This window comes from Cryptosporangium japonicum, assembly GCF_039524755.1.
GTDB classification, from domain to species: domain Bacteria; phylum Actinomycetota; class Actinomycetes; order Mycobacteriales; family Cryptosporangiaceae; genus Cryptosporangium; species Cryptosporangium japonicum.
Window position 1 is genome coordinate 338,837 of record NZ_BAAAGX010000010.1, and the last position, 18,083, is coordinate 356,919.

Annotated in this window: 20 protein-coding genes; 6 read left to right on the plus strand and 14 right to left on the minus strand. The window is 71.5% G+C overall.

Translation table 11 applies throughout. The annotated features are described in order from the left end of the window. The 8 genes from ABD437_RS14605 to ABD437_RS14640 are packed head-to-tail and all read right to left on the minus strand — an operon-like array spanning position 1 to position 7,283. Positions 1-594, minus strand: a complete 594-nt coding sequence (locus ABD437_RS14605) for a nuclear transport factor 2 family protein (protein ID WP_344649352.1) — start codon at positions 592-594, stop codon at positions 1-3. Then, entirely contained in the window at positions 588-1,997 is a 1,410-nt protein-coding gene (locus ABD437_RS14610; protein WP_344649353.1) for an aldehyde dehydrogenase family protein, read from the minus strand. Before ABD437_RS14610 ends, ABD437_RS14605 begins: the two co-directional genes overlap by 7 nt. Beyond that, the gene (locus ABD437_RS14615; protein ID WP_344649354.1) at positions 1,987-2,631 is read right to left on the minus strand and encodes a 3-oxoacid CoA-transferase subunit B; all 645 of its coding nucleotides are present in this window, start codon (positions 2,629-2,631) and stop codon (positions 1,987-1,989) included. Before ABD437_RS14615 ends, ABD437_RS14610 begins: the two co-directional genes overlap by 11 nt. Beyond that, on the minus strand, positions 2,628-3,284 hold the full coding sequence (locus tag ABD437_RS14620; protein ID WP_344649355.1) for a 3-oxoacid CoA-transferase subunit A: 657 nt from the start codon (positions 3,282-3,284) through the stop codon (positions 2,628-2,630). The genes ABD437_RS14615 and ABD437_RS14620 overlap by 4 nt, the downstream gene beginning before the upstream one ends. Continuing rightward, positions 3,281-4,468, minus strand: coding sequence for a thiolase family protein (locus ABD437_RS14625; protein WP_344649356.1), 1,188 nt, complete (start codon positions 4,466-4,468; stop codon positions 3,281-3,283). The genes ABD437_RS14620 and ABD437_RS14625 overlap by 4 nt, the downstream gene beginning before the upstream one ends. Next, positions 4,465-5,511 (minus strand): ABC transporter substrate-binding protein, encoded by a 1,047-nt coding sequence (locus tag ABD437_RS14630; protein ID WP_344649357.1) that lies wholly within the window; start codon positions 5,509-5,511, stop codon positions 4,465-4,467. Before ABD437_RS14630 ends, ABD437_RS14625 begins: the two co-directional genes overlap by 4 nt. Positions 5,512-5,544: 33 nt before the next feature. Further along, a complete protein-coding gene (locus tag ABD437_RS14635; RefSeq protein ID WP_344649358.1) occupies positions 5,545-6,390 on the minus strand; it encodes a cupin domain-containing protein in 846 nt (281 codons plus the stop codon). Continuing rightward, the gene (locus tag ABD437_RS14640; protein ID WP_344649359.1) at positions 6,387-7,283 is read right to left on the minus strand and encodes a DUF6282 family protein; all 897 of its coding nucleotides are present in this window, start codon (positions 7,281-7,283) and stop codon (positions 6,387-6,389) included. The genes ABD437_RS14635 and ABD437_RS14640 overlap by 4 nt, the downstream gene beginning before the upstream one ends. Before the next feature lie 179 nt (positions 7,284-7,462). Here ABD437_RS14640 and ABD437_RS14645 point away from each other — a divergent pair, with 179 nt between their 5' ends. The 5 genes from ABD437_RS14645 to ABD437_RS14665 all read left to right on the plus strand — a co-directional run bounded on the left by ABD437_RS14645 (position 7,463) and on the right by ABD437_RS14665 (position 11,086). Then, positions 7,463-8,239 carry an IclR family transcriptional regulator gene (locus ABD437_RS14645; protein WP_344649360.1) on the plus strand — a complete coding sequence of 259 codons (777 nt, stop codon included), beginning with the start codon at positions 7,463-7,465 and terminating at the stop codon, positions 8,237-8,239. A gap of 5 nt (positions 8,240-8,244) precedes the next feature. After that, positions 8,245-9,027, plus strand: coding sequence for an ABC transporter ATP-binding protein (locus tag ABD437_RS14650; protein WP_344649361.1), 783 nt, complete (start codon positions 8,245-8,247; stop codon positions 9,025-9,027). A gap of 8 nt (positions 9,028-9,035) precedes the next feature. After that, positions 9,036-9,866, plus strand: a complete 831-nt coding sequence (locus tag ABD437_RS14655) for an ABC transporter permease (RefSeq protein WP_344649362.1) — start codon at positions 9,036-9,038, stop codon at positions 9,864-9,866. Positions 9,867-9,892: 26 nt separating this feature from the next. Next, positions 9,893-10,636, plus strand: coding sequence for an SDR family NAD(P)-dependent oxidoreductase (locus ABD437_RS14660; RefSeq protein ID WP_344649363.1), 744 nt, complete (start codon positions 9,893-9,895; stop codon positions 10,634-10,636). A gap of 153 nt (positions 10,637-10,789) precedes the next feature. Continuing rightward, complete coding sequence (locus ABD437_RS14665; protein ID WP_344649364.1) at positions 10,790-11,086, plus strand: hypothetical protein; 297 nt, start codon at positions 10,790-10,792, stop codon at positions 11,084-11,086. Between the two features lie 40 nt (positions 11,087-11,126). On the opposite strand, the gene ABD437_RS14670 is transcribed toward ABD437_RS14665, so the two are convergent. From ABD437_RS14670 to ABD437_RS14695, 6 genes are all read right to left on the minus strand, one after another. After that, positions 11,127-11,789, minus strand: a complete 663-nt coding sequence (locus tag ABD437_RS14670) for a LuxR C-terminal-related transcriptional regulator (RefSeq protein WP_344649365.1) — start codon at positions 11,787-11,789, stop codon at positions 11,127-11,129. Positions 11,790-11,855: 66 nt separating this feature from the next. After that, positions 11,856-14,099 (minus strand): TOMM precursor leader peptide-binding protein, encoded by a 2,244-nt coding sequence (locus ABD437_RS14675; protein ID WP_344649366.1) that lies wholly within the window; start codon positions 14,097-14,099, stop codon positions 11,856-11,858. Between the two features lie 11 nt (positions 14,100-14,110). Continuing rightward, entirely contained in the window at positions 14,111-15,454 is a 1,344-nt protein-coding gene (locus ABD437_RS14680; protein WP_344649367.1) for a SagB family peptide dehydrogenase, read from the minus strand. Between the two features lie 11 nt (positions 15,455-15,465). Then, on the minus strand, positions 15,466-15,822 hold the full coding sequence (locus ABD437_RS14685) for a hypothetical protein (protein ID WP_344649368.1): 357 nt from the start codon (positions 15,820-15,822) through the stop codon (positions 15,466-15,468). A 227-nt stretch (positions 15,823-16,049) separates the two neighbouring features. Then, positions 16,050-16,193, minus strand: a complete 144-nt coding sequence (locus ABD437_RS14690; protein WP_344649369.1) for a hypothetical protein — start codon at positions 16,191-16,193, stop codon at positions 16,050-16,052. Between the two features lie 168 nt (positions 16,194-16,361). Then, positions 16,362-17,234 carry a helix-turn-helix domain-containing protein gene (locus ABD437_RS14695; protein ID WP_344649370.1) on the minus strand — a complete coding sequence of 291 codons (873 nt, stop codon included), beginning with the start codon at positions 17,232-17,234 and terminating at the stop codon, positions 16,362-16,364. A gap of 74 nt (positions 17,235-17,308) precedes the next feature. On the opposite strand from ABD437_RS14695, the gene ABD437_RS14700 reads away from it, so the two are divergent. Further along, positions 17,309-18,073, plus strand: a complete 765-nt coding sequence (locus tag ABD437_RS14700; RefSeq protein WP_344649371.1) for a nuclear transport factor 2 family protein — start codon at positions 17,309-17,311, stop codon at positions 18,071-18,073. Positions 18,074-18,083: the final 10 nt, after the last annotated feature.

The window sequence follows — 18,083 nt, forward strand, 5'->3', positions numbered from 1 at the left end:
TTAGACCGCGGCGGTGAGCCAGGTCGTTTCGGTGCGGTGGAAGGCGGCCAGTTCGGTCGGGCGGTCGTCGCCGAGGAGGGTCTGGCTGACGGTCACCCCGCGGGTCGACTGGATCCAGGTGAGGAAGCGGTAGGACGGGCGGAAGCCCGCGAGAGCGGCCGCGTCCACCGGGAGCGGCTCGCCCGCGTACACCGGGCGTAGTTCGTCGCGCTCCAACAGGATTTCGAAGCTCAGCAGCTTCCACCGCCCGTCCTCGCGGACCGCGCGGGAGAAGAACCGGCAGTAGGCGTGGAAGTCGACCTCCACGCCCTCCACCGTGGTGCGGTTGAAGATCTTCGCCGGGCTCTCGACGGTCGCCCGGTCGCCCTCGACGCGCGCGTAGGCCGGGAAGACCCAGTGCTTGCTGTTGCCCGTCCGCGCCATCCAGGCCTTCGTCGCCTCGACGTAGGCGTCGCCGCCGTAGCCGTCGTACCACGTGGTCCGCACGTACGCGTCGTCGTGGAAGCAGTCGCGCATCACGTCGAAGAGGCGCTGGTCGCGGGCGAAGCGTTCCCGCCGCACCAGGTCGAAGAGATCCTCGCGGTCGTTCACCATCCGATCACCGCCTTCACTTCGAGGTACTCCTCGAAACCGAACCGCCCGAACTCGCGTCCGTTCCCCGACTGCTTGTAGCCGCCGAACGGCAGGCTGCGGTCGAACGGGGCGCCGTTGAAGTAGACCCGGCCGGCGCGGAGGCGGTCGGCGATCCGGCGGGCCCGGCCGGGATCCCGGGACTGCACGAAGCCCGCCAGCCCGAACGGCGTGTCGTTCGCGATCTCGACGGCCTCGTCCTCGGTCTCGTAGAGCAGGATCGAGAGCACCGGGCCGAAGATCTCCTCGCGCGCGATCCGCATCGTCGGCGTGACGTCGCCGAACACCGTCGGGCGGACGTAGAAGCCACGTCCGTCGGGGTGCTCCGGGCCGCCGGCCACGAGCGTCGCGCCCTCGTCGATCCCCGACCGCACGAGCGCGGTGACCTTCTCCCGCTGGGCCCGGCTCACCAGCGGCCCCATCGTGGTCGACGGGTCGAGCGGGTCCCCGAGACGGACCTGCTCGACCGCCCGTCGCGCCGCGGCGTACGCCTCGTCGCGCTGCGAGCGGTGCACGAGCATCCGCGTCGGCGACTGGCAGTTCTGGCCGGCGTTGGTGAAACACGAATGCACCCCGGCGACGACGGCGGACGCCAGGTCGGCGTCGGGCAGGACGATGTTCGCCGACTTGCCCCCGAGCTCGAGCGCGACGCGCTTCACCGTGTCGGCCGCGAGCTGGGACACCCGGACACCGGCCGCGGTCGAACCGGTGAGCGAGACCATGTCGACGCCGGGGTGCGCCGCGATGGCCTCACCCACTCCGGCGCCGTCCCCGTTGACGAGGTTGAACACGCCGGGCGGCACCCCGGCGTCGTGGATGACCTCGGCCAGCACCATCGCGGACAGCGGCGCGATCTCGCTCGGTTTGAGCACCACGGTGCATCCCGTGGCCAGCGCCGGGGCCACCTTCGACGCGACCTGGTTGAGCGGCCAGTTCCACGGCGTGATCAGGCCGCAGACCCCGATCGGCTCGCGCCGCACGACGCCGGCTCCCATCTCCTCCTCGAAGCGGAAGTCCGCGAGCACGCGGGCCGCCTCGTCGAAGTGGAACAGCGCGACGGTGGCCTGGCGCTCGGTCGAGAACGTGATCGGCGAGCCCATCTCGCGGGTCATCGTCCGGGCGATCTCGGGCAGCCGGGCCCGGAAACCGGCGCTGATCCGCTCGAGGTAGGAAAGCCGCTGTTCGACGCTGACCTGCGCGTACGGAACGAAGGCGGCGCGCGCCGCGGCCACCGCGCGGTCGACGTCCGCGGCCGACCCGAGGCTGATCGTCGCGACGGTCTCCTCGGTCGCCGGGTCGAGGACGCCCAGGGTGCGCGGCACGGCCGGACCGACCCACGACCCTCCGATGTAGAACTCAGTCGTCATACCACTCCAATGGGACGTCGAGACGCGCGCGGAGCTCGGAGAACGAGATCCCCCACGTCTCCCGGACGAGGACCGGGCCGTCCCCGGTGATCTCGAACGTGGCGTAGTCGGTGTAGACCCGGTCCACGCATCGCAACGCGGTGAGCGGACAGGTGCATTCGCCAACGAGCTTCGACGAACCGGTCCGAGTGAACAGCGACATCAGCACGAAGACCTGCTTGGCGCCCACGGCCAGGTCCATCGCGCCGCCGACCGCGGGGATCGCGTCGGGCTCGCCGGTGTGCCAGTTGGCCAGGTCACCCGACGCCGAGACCTGGTAGGCGCCGAGCACGCACAGGTCGAGGTGGCCGCCGCGCATCATCGCGAACGAGTCGGCGTGGTGGAAGTAGGCGGCGCCGGGTAGTTCGGTCACCGGGAACTTGCCGGCGTTGATCAGGTCGGGGTCGATCGTGTCGCCCGTCGCCGCCGGCCCCATGCCGAGCATCCCGTTCTCGGTGTGGAGGACGACCCCCGACTCCGGGGGCAGGTGGTCGCCGACGGTCGTGGGCGCACCGATGCCGAGGTTGACGTACGCACCGCGCGGGATGTCGCGCGCGAGGACCCGGGCCATCTCGTCCCGGCTGAGAGGACTCATAACGCCACGATTCGGTCGACGTAGATGCCCGGGGTCACCACGGCCTCCGGGTCCAAGGCTCCCGGCTCGACGACGGAACCCACCTGCACGACGGTGGTCGTCGCGGCCGTCGCCATGACCGGCGCGAAGTTGCGTGCCGTCTTGCGGTACACGAGGTTCCCGAGCGTGTCCGCGGTGTGGGCGCTGATGAGCGCGACGTCGGCGGCGATGGGCCACTCGAGGACGTACGTCCGGCCGTCGATCTCGCGGGTCTCCTTTCCCTCGGCGAGGAGGGTCCCGACGCCGGTGCGGGTGTAGAACCCGCCGATCCCGGCGCCGGCGGCACGCAGACGTTCGGCCAGGTTGCCCTGGGGCGCGACCTCGAGCTCGATCTTCCCGGTGCGGTACAGCTCGTCGAAGACCCACGAGTCGGTCTGCCGGGGGAACGAGCACACGATCTTGCGCACCTGCCCGGCCGCGAGCAGCGCCGCGAGCCCGGTGTCGGCGTTGCCCGCGTTGTTCGACACGACGGTGAGGTCCCGCGCGCCCTGCCGGATCAACGCGTCGATCAGCGCGAACGGCATCCCGGCCGGGCCGAAGCCCCCGACCAGCACGGTCGAGCCGTCGGCGATGCCGCTGACCGCCTCGTCGGCCGAGGCACAGAGCAGCGTCATGCGACGTTCTCGAGCACGATCGCCAGGCCCTGGCCCACCCCGATGCAGATGGCGGCCACGCCCCACCGTTCGCCGGACTCCACCAGGCGGGCCGCGAGGGTGCCGAGTATCCGTCCGCCCGAGGCGCCCAGTGGGTGTCCGATGGCGATCGCCCCGCCCTTGGCGTTGACGACCTCGGCGTCGCGCAGGCCGCGTCCGAGCCACGCGTCGACGCAGGCGATCGACTGGACCGCGAACGCCTCGTTCAGCTCGACGGCGCCGACGTCGGCCCAGGTGATGCCGGCCCGCGCGAGCGCGTCGTCGGCGGCCTGGACCGGGGCGTAGCCGAACTGCCGCGGCTCCAGCGCCGACCAGCCCCGGCCGGCGATCCGCGCGAGCGGGTCCCGGCCGATGCGCGCGGCCGCGTCGGCCGAGCCGAGCAGCACCGCGCTCGCGCCGTCGTTCAGCGGGGAGCAGTTGCCCGCGGTGATCGTCCCGTCGGGCCGGAACGCCGGCTTCAGCGCGGCCAGCGCCGCGGGCGAGGAATCCGCGCGGATGCTCTCGTCCCGGTCCAGACCGGCGACCGGCACCACGAGGTCGTCGTAGAAGCCCTTCTCCCACGCCTGGGCGGCGAGGCGGTGCGAGCGGGCGCCGAACTCGTCCTGCCGCTCGCGGGAGATCGCGAACTTCTCGCGCAGCTGCTCGTTGCACTCGCCCAGCGAGGCCGTCCAGTCGGCGGGCATCCGCTCGTTCACCAGACGCCAGCCCAGCGTCGTGGAGACCGCGGTGACGTCGCCGGCCGGGAACCGCCGGGAGGGCTTCGGCAGCACCCACGGCGCCCGCGTCATCGACTCGACACCGCCGGCGATCGTGATCCGCGCGTCGCCGGTCTCGATCGTGCGTGCGGCCATCATGGCGGCGTCGAGCGACGAGCCGCAGAGCCGGTTGACCGTGGTGGCGGTCACCGAGACGGGCAGGCCCGCCAGCAGCACGGCCATCCGGCCGACGTTGCGGTTGTCCTCGCCGGCGCCGTTGGCGTTGCCCCAGAACACGTCGCCGATCAGGCCCGGGTCCAGGTCCGGCGACCGGTCGAGCAGGCCCGCCAGCGCGATCGCGGCCAGGTCGTCGGTCCGCGTGTCGGCCAGGGCTCCGTTGAACCGGCCGAACGGGGTCCGGACCGACGCGTAGACGAACGCGCTGCTCATTTCGCGGCCTTCTTCTCGACGTCCTCGTAGGAGAAGTTGTTGATCGCCGTGAACATCTCGTCGGTGTAGACGTCCTTCGCCGGGAACGTCGTGATCAGTCCGGCCGAGGCCAGGAAGTCGAGTGAGCGGGTGAACGCGGCCTCGTCGATGTGACCGAGGGTCTTGTCGTCGTAGCCCTGTCCGTCCAGGCGGACCTGGAGCACCTTGATCGCGTCGGCCAGCGCCTTCTTCTCCGGGTCGGACCCGCGGGTCTCCGGGTGGAGCTTCCACAGGTCGCGGATCGCGGCCTCGGGGTTGGCCCTGGCGAAGACGAAGGCCTTCGCCACCGCGCGACCGAACCGTTCGAGGACGTCCTTCTTCGCCCCGATGTTCGTGCGTGTCGTCGCGAAGCCGCCGCCCCAGGCGTCCGCCGTCTCCGCGACCGGGAGCGGCGTGAGCGTCACGCCGGCGTTCTCGACGGCCTGGTACTGGATGTCCCAGAGTGCCAGCGCGTCGACCTGGCCGCTCTTGATGGCGTTGATCTGCTGGGCGCCGGCGCCGATCGGCACCAGGCTGGCGTCCTTCTCGTTCATCCCGTTGAGCTTCATCGCGGTGCGCGCGAACGTCGCGCCGGAGCTCGCGACCGCGGTGACGCCGATCTTCTTGCCCTTGAGGTCGGCGATGCTCTTCACGTCCGAGCCCTCCGGCACCTGCAGGCTGTAGATCCACTTCGGCCAGTAGGAGTCGAAGTAGGCCAGGTCGAGGTCCTTGTCGTGCCCGATGGCCACCGGCTCGACCGTCATCAGGCCGAGGTCGGCCCCGCCGCCGGCGACCTGCTGCGCGGCCTGGGTGGCCGACGGGAACAGGTTCGTCGTGACCTTCAGCCCCTCCTCCTCGTAGAAGCCCTCGGCCTCCACGACGGCCATCACCGCGAACCCGGCGTTCCAGCTCGGGGACGCCATCGCGAACCGCACCGGGGTCAGGTCGCCGGAGCCGGCCGAGTCGTCGGATCCGCACGCGCTCAGCGTCGCGGCGGCGCACAGGACGGCGACCGCAAGCTTCATTGCTCGTCTGGTCTTCACGAGGGACCCTTCCGGTTACTGGTGGGGAAGCGGGTAGGTGTCTTCGTTGAGCACGCGGCCCGGCGTCCGGGAGAAGTCCAGGCGCGGCGGGCAGAAGATGTCGATCAGCTGGTTGGTGTCCGGGCCCACGGCCTCGCTGGTGTGGATCATCGGCGGCGGGATCACGGCCACCGAGGGGCTTCCGCACCGCAGGTGCCGGTCCTCGCGCCACTCGCTGCGCCGCTTCGACCACGGCGTCCGCAGGTGGTGGACGTACTCCCCCTCGACGGCGAGCGAGCACTGCTCGAAGTCGTCGTGGTCGTGCGGCGAGAGGCTGTCCGGGTCACGCGGACCGACCCGGGGCGCCAGGAAGTTGATCATGAACGTGCTGCACCGCACGATCTGGCCCGGGCGGACGGCGTCCGGCGTCACGGCCAGGTCGGCCAGCCGGTAGGGCCGGATGCGGTACCCGTCCGGCGGCTCCGGCCACGGCGCGAACGGCGCGACGTGCGGGCGCGGCTCCGCGTACGCCGCCCGGTTGCGTGCCTTGTCCAGCAGGTCGGTGGACCGGGAGCTGAACAGCCGCACGACGGTGCCGTCCCCGGCGATCGCGCTGTCGCCCGGCGGGACCACCACCACCGCTTTGCCCGAGACCGCGGCGGACTCCCCCGACGCGCGAACCTCCACACTGCACTCCTCGTAGGGCAGGAGCACGACGTACTCGTCCGGCTGATCGGCGCGCTCCAGCACGTCGCCGGCGGCCAGCGTGGTGTAGGCGAGCAGGAAGTTGGAACCGCGGACGTACCACGTCGACGAACCGCCGGGGGTCGTCTCGTCGGGGTCGCCGGTGCCGAGGTCGGAGAACTCCACGTCAGGGGTCATCGCCGGTCCTCCAGACCGAGCAGGAACGCGGGGTTGTCGCAGAAGATCTGGCGCAGCGACCGCTCGTCCAGGCCCAGGTCGAGCAGCGCGGTCGCGACGCGGACGTAGGAGTCCACCGGCAGCGGCCGGTCCTTCTGACCGAGGTCGGAGGCGATCACGGTGTGCTCGGGGCCGATCTTCCCGATCCAGTCCAGGAGGATCTTCGGGTCCCACTTCTTGGTCCCCTCCGGGTCGTAGAAGCCGGTCTCGTGCTCGATGAACGCGCCGTAGCCGACGAGCTCGCGGCACTTCGCCTCGTCCGCGCCGATGACGTAGTCGGGGTGGTTGAGCAGCATCCGGGTGACGCCCTTGTCCTTGGCCGCGGCGAACAGCTGGGTGATCGACTCGGTCTCCATGTGGCCGCCGGTCACCATCGCGCCGCTCTCCTTCACCAGGTCGAGCACCTCGTGGACCTGCGGGATGAGCTCACCGTCCGCCCCGTGGACGTCGACCCGGGACGAGGGCACCTCGACGCTCGCGGTGGGGAAGCCGACGCCCTCCGGGTGGCAGTCGATGTGCCGGCCGGCCGAGAACGTCGGGAACCACACGGCCCGGCCCCCCATCCGCAGTGACATCGCCACCGCCTGCGGGTTGATGCCGCCGACCATGCTGTTCAGGGTGATGCCGCCGAACACCGGCGTGCTGATCGTCGCCAGCCGGTCCTTCATCGCGAGCAGATCCATGACGGTGTTGTGGTGGTGGGACTTCACCAGCACGCCACGCATCCCGAGCCGCTCACCGTCCTTCGCGGCCTCGGCGTGGTCGATGCGTCGGGGGAACGGGTTCGGACCGGAGTGGCAGTGCAGGTCGACGCAGCCGTTCAGCAACTTGATGATCGCGGGTGTGGCAGTCATAGGGCCTCCAGGCGTTCGCATCACAGACTCGGAGTTCGCCATCCGGTCTGTCAAGAGTGGACCGGAAGAACGAATCGGCAGGCGAACCTTGCCGCGACGGGCTGGACACGCTTACCCTCCGTCCGTACTGCGAACTACATGCACGCTTTGTGGACACTCGACGAAATGGGTACGCGCCGATGCCGGAGGACCAGGTCGACACTGCTCGCGAGCAGGACATCCAGGCGGTGAGCCGCACCGCGCAGATCCTCGGGCTGTTCGGCCCGGAGACGCCGGAGCTCTCGGTCGCGGAGACCACCCGCAGGCTCGGCCTGAACCGGACCACGGTGCACCGCTACTTCAGCTCGATGGTCAGCTCCGGCCTGCTCGAGCGCGTGGAGGACTCCGCACTGGTCCGTCCCGGACGGTCGATCCTGCAGCTCGGTAGCTTCGTGCTGGGACAGCAGCGCATCATCCAGATGGCGCCGGCCTACCTGCGCGAGCTCGCGCTCGACATCAAGGTCAGCATCGTGCTGTCGCTCTGGGGCGCCTCCGGCCCGGTCGTCTCGCTGGTGGAGGAGGCCGACCACCCCACCCTGGTGACGGTGCGCGTCGGCTCGCAGCTCGCGCTGAACTCGTCGCAGGCCAAGGTCTTCCTGGCCTTCCTGCCCGACCAGTTCCACGCCGACCGGCTCACCGGCAGCCTCCCCGAGCCCCAGCGCACCGAGATCCGCCGGCGGGTCGAGACGATCCGCCAGGCCGGCATGAGCAGCGACGTCAACCACCGCGGCATCTGCGTCCTCGCGGCGCCGGTGTTCGCGGCGGCCGGGATCTGCGCCACGATCGCGGCCGTCGGCACCGAACGGATGCTGCCCGCGTCGCTGGACTCCCGGGAGGCCGTGGCGTTGAAGGCCGCCTGCAAGCGGCTGACCAAGGAGATGGGCGGCACGTGGCCCGGAACGACCGGTGAGGAGTAACGGAGATGCTGACCAGCACCGACGACGTGATCCGCCTGGACTCGCTGTCCATGCTCTATCCGACGAAGTCCGGCGGCACCGTCCAGGCTCTCGACGACGTCTCGCTGCGCGTGCGGGCCGGTGAGTTCGTCTCGATCGTCGGCCCGAGCGGCTGCGGCAAGAGCACCCTGCTGCGGATCATCATGGGCCTGTCCCGGCAGACGTCCGGGCGAGTCACCTTCGGGACAGCGGAGGACGCCCACCGCAACCAGCTCGGGATGGTCTTCCAGCAGCCGCTGCTGCTGCCCTGGCGCACCGTGCGCAAGAACCTGCTGACCTCGCCCGACCTCCACCACGCCAACGACGCCGCGACCCGGGCGAAGGCCGACGAGCTGCTGGTGATGCTCGGCCTGGAGGAGTTCGGCGACCGGTACCCCACCGAGCTGTCCGGCGGGATGCAGCAGCGCGTGGGGATCGGCCGCGCGCTGATGCACGACCCGCGCATCCTGCTCATGGACGAGCCGTTCGGCGCCCTCGACGCGATGACCCGCGACCAGATGGGGCTGGACCTCCTGACGATCTGGGACTCCGACCGCAAGACCGTGCTGTTCGTGACGCACAGCATCCCCGAGGCGGTGCTGCTCGCCGACCGCGTCGTGGTCATGACACCGCGCCCCGGCCGGTTGGCCGACGTCGTCGACGTCCCCCTTCCCCGGCCGCGGCGGCTGGAGAACATCAACACCCCCGAGTTCGGCGAGATCGTCCTGAAGATCCGCAGGCTGCTCGACTCCGAGCACAGCGCCCACTAGGAGAGCCGATGTCCACGCAGGTACTGGATGCGCCCACGGCGCCGGCCACCCCCGTCCGACGCCGACGCGTACCCGAGATCACCTACAGCGTGCTGGTGTTCGTCGGGGTGTTACTGGTCTGGCAGGTCGTCGTGACGGCGTTCGACGTCTCCACCGTGCTCGTCCCCGCGCCCACGGCCGTCGCCGGCTCCCTGGTCGACGGCTTCCGGGACGGCAGCCTGGTGACGCACTCGATCGTCACGCTGAAGGAGATCCTGATCGGGTTCGGCGTCGCGGTCGGCGCCGCGTTGGTCTCCGCCGTGCTCATCACCCAGTTCCGGCCGGTGGAGCGCGTGCTGTTCCCGCTGCTCATCCTGACCCAGACCATCCCGAAGGTCGCGATGGCGCCGCTGCTGATCGTCTGGTTCGGTGTCGGCATCAGCTCGAAAGTGCTGACCGTGGCCCTGATCGCGTTCTTCCCGCTTCTCATCAACGCCGTGCTGGGGTTCCGGTCCGCGGCCCACGAGCAGGTCGAGATGCTGCGGTCGTTCGGCGCGTCACGCCTGCAGGTCCTGCGGCACCTGCAGATCCCGTCGGCGCTCCCGCACATCTTCGCGGGGCTGGAGGTCGCCGTCATCCTGTCGGTGACCGGCGCCGTCGTCGCGGAGTTCGTGGGCAGCTCCGAAGGGCTGGGCTACCTGATCCAGGCGACGAACTTCACCCTGGACGTGGCCCGCACGTTCGCGGTGATCGTCGTACTGTCGGCCATCGGCATCGCGCTGCACGCGCTCGTCGTGCAGGTCGGCAAGCGGCTGGTCTTCTGGACCACCACCCCCACCGACACCGCCGGCGAGATCTAGGCCATGCCGATCAACCGAGGCGCCCGGTGAGCGCGCCACGCGTCGCCGTCGTGACCGGCTCGAGCTCCGGGATCGGCGCGGAGATCGCCCGTGCCCTCGCGGCCGACGGCTTCACCGTCGTGGTGACCTCGTCCACCTCGGTCGACGCCGGTGAGCGGCTCGCGGCCGAGCTCCCCGGGGCGAGCTACGTCCGTGCCGACATCGCCGACCCCGCCGACGCCGTGCGGCTGGTGGAGACGGCCGTGGAGCGGCACGGCCGGCTCGACCTGCTGGTGAACAACGCCGGGGTGTCGCGTCCCGTGCCGCACGCCGACCTGGACGCGATCACCGCGGACGACTGGCACCGGATCCTCGGCGTCAACGTCGTCGGGACCTGGCAGGTGTCGGTCGCCGCCGTGAAGGTCCTGCCGCCCGGCGGCCAGATCATCAACATCACCTCGGTGGGCGGCTCGCGCCCTCTCGGCAGCTCGATCCCCTACGCGGTCAGCAAGGCCGCGCTCGACCACCTGACGCGGCTGCTGGCCAAGGCCGTCGGCCCGGACGTGCGGGTGAACGCGATCGCGCCGGGGCCGGTCGAGACCGGCCCGACCGCGGACGGCCTCGCCACCCGGGCGGCACGCACCGCGGCGATGACACCGCTGGGCCGGCTCGGGCAACCCGCCGACGTCGCCGCGATGGTCGTGGCGCTGGTCAAGGTCCCGTTCGTCACCGGCGAGGTGATCCACGTCGACGGCGGCATCAACCTGGTCACCCACCTCGACGGCCGCTGACCAGTGGTCGCCGGCGGCCGCACACCGGTCATCCGGAACGGGGCGTAGAGAACGTGTAGAGATCGTGTTGATCGGAGCGTCCCGGCGATTGACGGCCGATTGTTCTCATTCCACGATGGACGGTGCCGTGACCAGCGATCTCAGGGAGTGTTCGTGAAAATTGCCGTCAAGCTCGCCGCCGGTGTCCTCGTCGCGGGCGCAGCCGCTTTCCTCCCCGCCTCACCCGCGCAGGCCGCGCCCGGCAACTGCACCGCCGGGTTCGTGACCCCGTCGGTCGTCACCAGCTGGGCCATCTGCACGTCGGGCAGCGGGCAGTACGTCGCGGTGGCCAAGTGCACCGACGGAATTACGTACACCGGCCCCAGCTGGAAGTCGGTCGGCCAGGGCTACTCCTACGCGAGCTGCCCCTCGGGCACGCGGATCACGGCGGCCGGCTACTTCGCCGGCTGATCCGCCCGGTGGCGTCCACCCCCGGGGTGGACGCCACCGACTACGCGAACTCGCGCGCGACGAGGCCGCTCTCGTAGGCGGCCACCACCAGGCGGGCCCGGCTGCTCAGCCCCAGCTTGGCCATGATCCGCCGGACGTGGGTCTTCACCGTGGACTCGCCGACCGTCAGGAACGTGGCGATCTCCAGGTTGGACAGCCCCCGGACGACCAGCTGGAACACTTCGGCCTCGCGGGCCGTGAGCCGGTCGAACGCCTCGATCGCGGCGGCGACGGACCGGTGCTGGGCCAGGTAGGCCTCCGCCAGCCGGCCGCGGAGGCCGGGTGCGACGACCGTCGCGCCGCCGGCGATGCAGCGCATCGCCGCGACCAGCTGATCCGGTGGCGTCTCCTTGAGCAGCAGCCCGGTGGCCCCCGCGGAGAGCGCGAGGCGCAGCGACCCGTCGAGGTCGGAGTTCGTCAGTACCGCGATCTCCGGCGGCACCTCCGCGTTGGCGACGATCTTCTCCACCGCCGTGAGGTCGTCGCGCTCCAGCATCCGGACGTCGAGCGCGACGACGTCGGGCCCGGTCCCGGCGATCAGCGCGACGACCTCCTCCGCGTCGCCGGACTCGCCGACGACGTCGAAGTCCGGCGCCGCGCCGAACAGCGTCACCAGGCCGGCCCGGACGAGCGCGTGGCGTTCGGCCACCACGATGCGAATCATTGCCACCCTCTTGATAGGACTCCTATCTATTGTGGCACCGGCGATCAACGGGCGGGAGCGGCCAGGTCACAGGAAGACATTCCACGGGTTGACGTCGCTCTCGGCGATCGCGGTGTCGCGCCGGCCCAGCGCGACCGGCACGTCGTAGAGGCGGCCCGGGCCCAGGCGCCGCCAGAAGTGACGCAGGCCGGGCACCACGACCTTCACCACCGCCAGCTCGATCTCGGGCCGGGTCTGGTCGCAGACGACGACGTCGAGGCCGGCCGAGCGGGCCCGGTCGAGGCAGCGGGTCAGCTCCCGCCGCAGCCCGGCCGCGGACTGGACGACCGGTCCCCCGGCCGGGGACAACCCGGTGACCCCGTGCGGCGCGAGCCAGTCCTCGGTCTCCACCCGGGCCGACGCCAGCCACGCGGCCAGGTCGCGGTCCAGCCGGTTCGGCGGCTCGCTGCTGCGCCCGGTGAGGTCCTCGACGTTCGGCAGGAGCTGGATCATCTCCGACACCGCCCGGCTCAGCGCGACCGCCGGATCGCCGTGGGCGCCGAAGCCCAGCATGATGCGCTGGTCGTCGACGGTGCGGCGGCGGGACACCGCGACGTACGCCGGCACGTCGAGGTCGGCGGTGACGTCGAGCACCCAGAACTCGCGGCCGAGCCGCCGGTGCAGCGCCGCGACCTCGTCGAGGTACGGGTCGGCGACGGCGGTGAGGTCGACGGCCGGCCGGGGCGAGCGGTTGTACCACCACAGGGCGACGCTGTCGCGCTCGACGAGCTCGTAGAAGCCCTGCAGGACGGCCTCGTCGTAGGTGTTCCCGGCCGCGCAGCCGTTCGAGTCGGCCCGGGCCGCGCGCAGCGCCGTGGTGTCCGGGTGGCCGTACCAGACGTACGCCGACGGGAGCAGGCGCGGCTCGTCGGTGGTCAACGACCGGGCCCCGGTCCAGCTGATCGCCTGCGCGGGGTCGGCCGGACGGGGGACCCAGTGGAAACCCAGGTTCTCCCGGTTCCAGTCCGTGCGCCCGGCGAACTGGCTGTCGGAGAAGTGCAGCAGGCGCTCCAACCCCACCACGGTCGCCGGGTCGAGGTCGGCCGGCGCGGCGACGGTCTCCGCGCGGTCCGGATCCCACACGCCGCAGGCCCGTTCCAGCGCCTCGCAGAGCGCGCCGACCTCGGCCTCGGCCGCGGTGCGGCCCTTGCCGCCGCTGGATTCACGGATCGTGCTCCAGGGACGGGACGCGTCCGAGCCGCCAAGGCTGAGGTTGCGCCCGGCCCGGTACCCGTGGATCCGGTGCGCCTCGGTGCCCGGTGTCGGCTCCAGCCGGTCGACCCAGCCGGTCAGCGGGCTGACGTGCTTGCGCAGCCGCGCGAGGGTCTGCTCGGCGGGGTAGAGCCGCGAACCGTTGCCGTGCCCGTCGGGCGTGGTGTCCGCCGCCCCCGGCACCCACCGGTGCTGCCACCCCTCGGGGGAGCCGCACTCCCGGCACTGCGGGCGTTTGACGACCTCGTGCCGGTCGACGGTCAACGACCGGGTGTCCATGCGGGTGACCCGGCCGGCCAGCCGCGCGGCGTTCCGCGCGCCGACCAGCGTGTTCGCCACCGCGTCGGCGAGCAGCGCGATGCCCAGGGTCCTGGTCCACGGCGTCGCCGGTGCCGGCCGCTCGGCGTCGGCGACGATCATCCGGTTGCGCTCCAGCGCGGTGCGCAGGCAGCTGAAGCAGGCGTGCCCGGCGCCGGCGAACAGCGGTCCGACGAGCACCTGCAGGCCGGTGGGTTTCGCCAGCAGCCACGGCGTGGCCGCGCCGCTCAGCCCGCGGCCGGCCTCGGCCACCTCGGGCGCCAGGTAGTCGTCGGCGAGCACGACGACGCAGTCCGGCGGCCCGGCGCCGTCCACCGCGAAGCCGCCACCCAGCGCCTCCGCGAGCAGCTCGACCGACCCCGGCTTCGTCCGTCCGGTGGCGACGACCGCAACGGTGAACGGCTCCCGGGTGCCGCGCGCGATCGCGTCGTCGGCGGCGAGCAGCGCGTCGAGCCCGGCCAGGACGTCCGCCGGACCCTCACCGACGGTCGCGCTCCGGAGGAGCCCGGCCTCGCGCAGCTGCCGGATCGCGGCCTCGCTCCGCTCCCGCGGATGACGTTCCGCGAGCCGGTCGAGGAGGTCGTCCACCGCGACGGGTTCCCGAGCGGCCTCGACGAGGTCGCGGGAGAGCGTGCCGCGCAGGGCGGCGGTCGAGCTCTCGCTCAGCACGTAGACGGTGTCGTCGCCGGCGAGCCGGTAGGTGAGGTCGGCGCGGAGCCGGACCCGGGACGTGTTCGGCATGGGTGGTTCTCCTAGTCGGGCCGGCTGCCGAGCAGGAACTCGCCGACCGTCGTCTCCTCGTGGTACGGCACGCCCCGGGCCAGGCTGAACAGGTCGGAGTTGCCGGTGCCGAGCGCGCACGGCGCCAGGCCCAGTGCGGTCGCGACCTGGTACATGGTCGAGAAGAGGACGCCGACGTCCTTGAGGACGACCGCGTAGCCGATTGATTCGTACTTCCACATGACCCGCCCGAAGCGGGCCGCGAGCAGGATGACGACCTGCGGCGCGGGCTCACCCGTCGACGACGCCGAGAGCTGGGCGTCCGCGGCGAGCCGCCGGACCAGCGCGGCGTCCCGCGAGACGGTCTCGAGCGCGTGCCGGTCCCCGGCGTAGCGGTAGAGGCCCCGCTCCAGGCCGTCGACGTCGGACGCGTTGACGTACAGCTCGAGCTCGTACGTGCCGCCGCCCGACGGGTAGGGCCGCCACGGACGGGTCCGGCCGTCGCCGTCCACCCGGGTCTCGACCCGGGCGCAGCGGTAGAGGAACTCGCCGAGCTGATCGACGGTGATCGGCCGGGTGCCGTGCCGCCGGACCGAGACCCGGGTGTCCAGGACCTCGAACAGGGGCGCGTCCGGCGGCGCCGCCGGGACCCGCAGCGGGATCTCCGCACCGGGCAGCGGTGAGGGCACCGCGGGTGGCGGCTCGAACGAACCCCGCGCCCACAGCGTGCCGCCGCTCGGGTTCTCGTGACGCCCCCGCCGGCTCCGGGTGTGCAGGAGCAGGTCGCACCGGCTCCACTGACGCCGCCCCAGCTCGGTGGTCTCCGGTCCGCCGGCCGGCTGGAGCAGCCCCAACCGCGCGAGTTCGGCGCTCAGGACCCGGGTGACGCCGTCGGCCGCCGCGTCGGTACCCGCGGCGAGGGCGAACAGCGCGGACCAGGCCCGGGCGTCCGTGATGACGACGCGGTGGGTGCTCAACGGCGACTCCACCACGAACCCCTCGGCCGACGGCGTGACGGTGACGAAGCGCGAGAACGTCGTGGCGGCCCCCGCGACGACGCCGGACCCGTCGCGCTCGGCGACCCGGCGGAACTCCGACGCCGAGGTGACCGGGTCGGAGCGGAACAGCGGGGTGTCCTGTTCGTACACCGACGTGGTCAGCCAGAGCGCCCGGTCGAGCGGCTGGATCACGGCGACCTCGGCGGGGTCGTCGCCCGGCACCTCGGAGGTCGCCAGCCGGCGGATCAGGTCCAGCTGCGCCGGGCTCAGGTGACGGCAGTCGAGCAGGCTCCGCGGTGCGGTGAGCACGGCGTTCCCCCCGTGCTCCACCAGCCGTGCGGAGCGACGCAGGCGATAGCGCGTCCGAATGGTGCTCATGTCGTCCCGGCCTACTGATCGTGCGCGGAGAGCCGGAAACGCTGCCGGTATTCGTCGCGCTGATCCGGATGCAGGTGTTTCACCATGCTGACGAGCGGACCGAACCGCTCGTCCAGAACGACACCGTCGACGACGAAACCCAGCCGGAGCTGCAGAATGAGAATCGCGGCGTTGTCGGGTTCGTGCCGCGAGGTGACACGTTCGTACCCCAGCCGCTCCAGATAGGCCAGCAGGTGCAGATAGGTCGGCTTCATCCAGCGCGCGCGACGATTCCCGGGCCTGACTCCGCCGGTCTGGAGATAAAAGGTCACCGGGTCGCTCATCTGTCCGCGGATCCAGGCGACCGGGGTCTCTCCGTCGAAGGCCACGAAATATTCGGTGTGCCATCCCCGGATCTTCTCGGACCGGTACGGGCTCGACGCCTGCCGCTCCCGGAATCGGCCGACCAGCGGCTCGGAGGCGGGAAGGACGGTGCTGTCCAGCGTCGGGAAGAGCGCGACCCGCTCCGGTGGAGCGGCGGTGCGGACGACGATGTCCGACGAGCCCGGGGTCCAGGGAAAGAACTCTCGACGGACGTCGTCGATGCGAATGCCGCTCAGTCCTCGTCGTCGAGCTGGGTGTAGTACGTTCCCGAGCCGCCGCAGTCGTGGCAGTACTGGTCGAATTCCGGCGAGCGGGAACCCGCGAAAATGCGGTTGAAATCCTCCACGCTGATTTCTTCGATCACGATCGGAGCCATGCCCGCGATCCCTTCTCTCGTACACCTTCGCGGATCGGAGGCGCTGCGCACGAGATTATCGCGACTTTCCATTGTGGTGCGAAAAGATCATTCCTACTGAGTAGCGCAGGAGAGAGCATCACACCAAAGGCGGAGAACCGGGTCCACCCGAGGTGGTACGCATTCCGGTCACCGGGTCCGGACGGAGGCCCGGAACGCGATCGGGGTCGTGCCGGTGCGTTGGTGGAAGTACTTGGTGAAGTTCGTGGCGCTGCTGAAGCCCAGCCGGGCCGCGACCTGGGCGGCGGTCTGCTCGCTGTGGGCGAGGAGCCGCTTGGCTTCCAGGATCGTGCGCCGGTCGATGAAGTCCTTCGCGTTGACACCCGCCGCGGCCTGGGTCGCCCGCGTCAACGTCCGGGCGGAGTAGCCGAGCGTGCGGGCGTAGTCCTCCAGGCGCCGGGTGCGCGTGAACGTGCGCTCGACCGCGTCCCGGAAGCGCAGGAACGTCTCGCTCGCCTCCGGCCCGGTGCCGCCGGGTACGTGCGCGAGGCGCAGCACGAGGACCGCGAGCAGATGACGCAGCACCGCCTGCCGGACGTCGAGCGGCACCGTCCCCGGGTCGCCGAACGCGTGCGCGAGGTGCCCGGCGGCGGCGGCGAGCCGCTGCTGCTCCGGGGCGTCGGGCTCGTAGACCGTCGGGGCGTACGCGTCGTTCAACCGCGCGGCCACGACCGTCGCGGGGTCGAGGAAGTCGGGTTCGAACAGGACGAGCGTGCCCTCCGCACCGGCCAGATCTCCCCACTGGTGGACCTGGCTCGGCCGCACCCAGAGCCACCCGCCCGGCTCCACGGTGTGGTCGGCGAAGTCGACCACGTGCCGGAGGGTTCCGCGTTCGAGCGTCAGCAGGTGATGGAACGTGGGCCGGCGCGGCGGGCCGGCCAGGTCGGCGACCGCACGTGACCGGAACTCCTCCAGGCTCAGCGTCTCGACGCCGCGCGGCCGCCCGGCGGGCGCGGCGAACCCCAGCTCGCGGATCTGGCCCGCGTGTCGGTTTTTGACCATCACGGGTCGCTACCGTACCCGTCCGGGCCGCTTTGATCTTCCTACGGTGGAACCAACGGAACAGGAGAGGAACAATGAACACCACCGCCAAGGACATCGTGCTGACCGCCGCCGGGCAGTTGTTCGGCGACCGGGACGCCACCGCCGTCGACCGCTGGGTCTCCCCCGGCTACGTCCAGCACAGCGGCCTCGCCCCCGACGGCCCGGAGGGCATCCGGGGGCTCGTCGAGAGCCTGCCCGCCGGCTTCCGCTACGACCTGCACCGGGTCCTCGCCGACGGCGACCTCGTCGCCCTGCACGGCACGTACCACGGCTTCGGACCCGACCCGCTGGTCGCGTTCGACGTCTTCCGTGTGGCCGACGGCGCGCTCGCCGAGCACTGGGACGCGCTCACGCCGGTCGTTCCCACGACCGTGTCCGGCCGCTCGCAGACCGACGGGCCCACCGAGGTGACCGACCTCGACCGCACCGAGGACAACCGCGCGCTGGTGACCGGCTTCGTCGAGAACGTCCTCCGGGGCGGCAAGGTCGAGCTGATCACCGACTACCTGAGCACCGAGAGCTACGCGCAGCACAACACCGGCATCGGCGACGGTCTCGACGGGCTCGGCGCGGCGCTGGCGGCCCTGGCCCAGCAGGGCGTCAGCATGGTCTACGACACCGTCCACCGGGTGATCGCGGACGGCAACTTCGTCCTGACGGTCTCCGAGGGCCGCTTCGGGCCGACGCCGACCGCGTTCTACGACCTGTTCCGCGTCGACGGCGGAAAGATCGTGGAGCACTGGGACGTCACCCCGGAGATCCCGGCCACGCTGCCCCACGGCAACGGCCTGTTCTGACCGGGTCGCC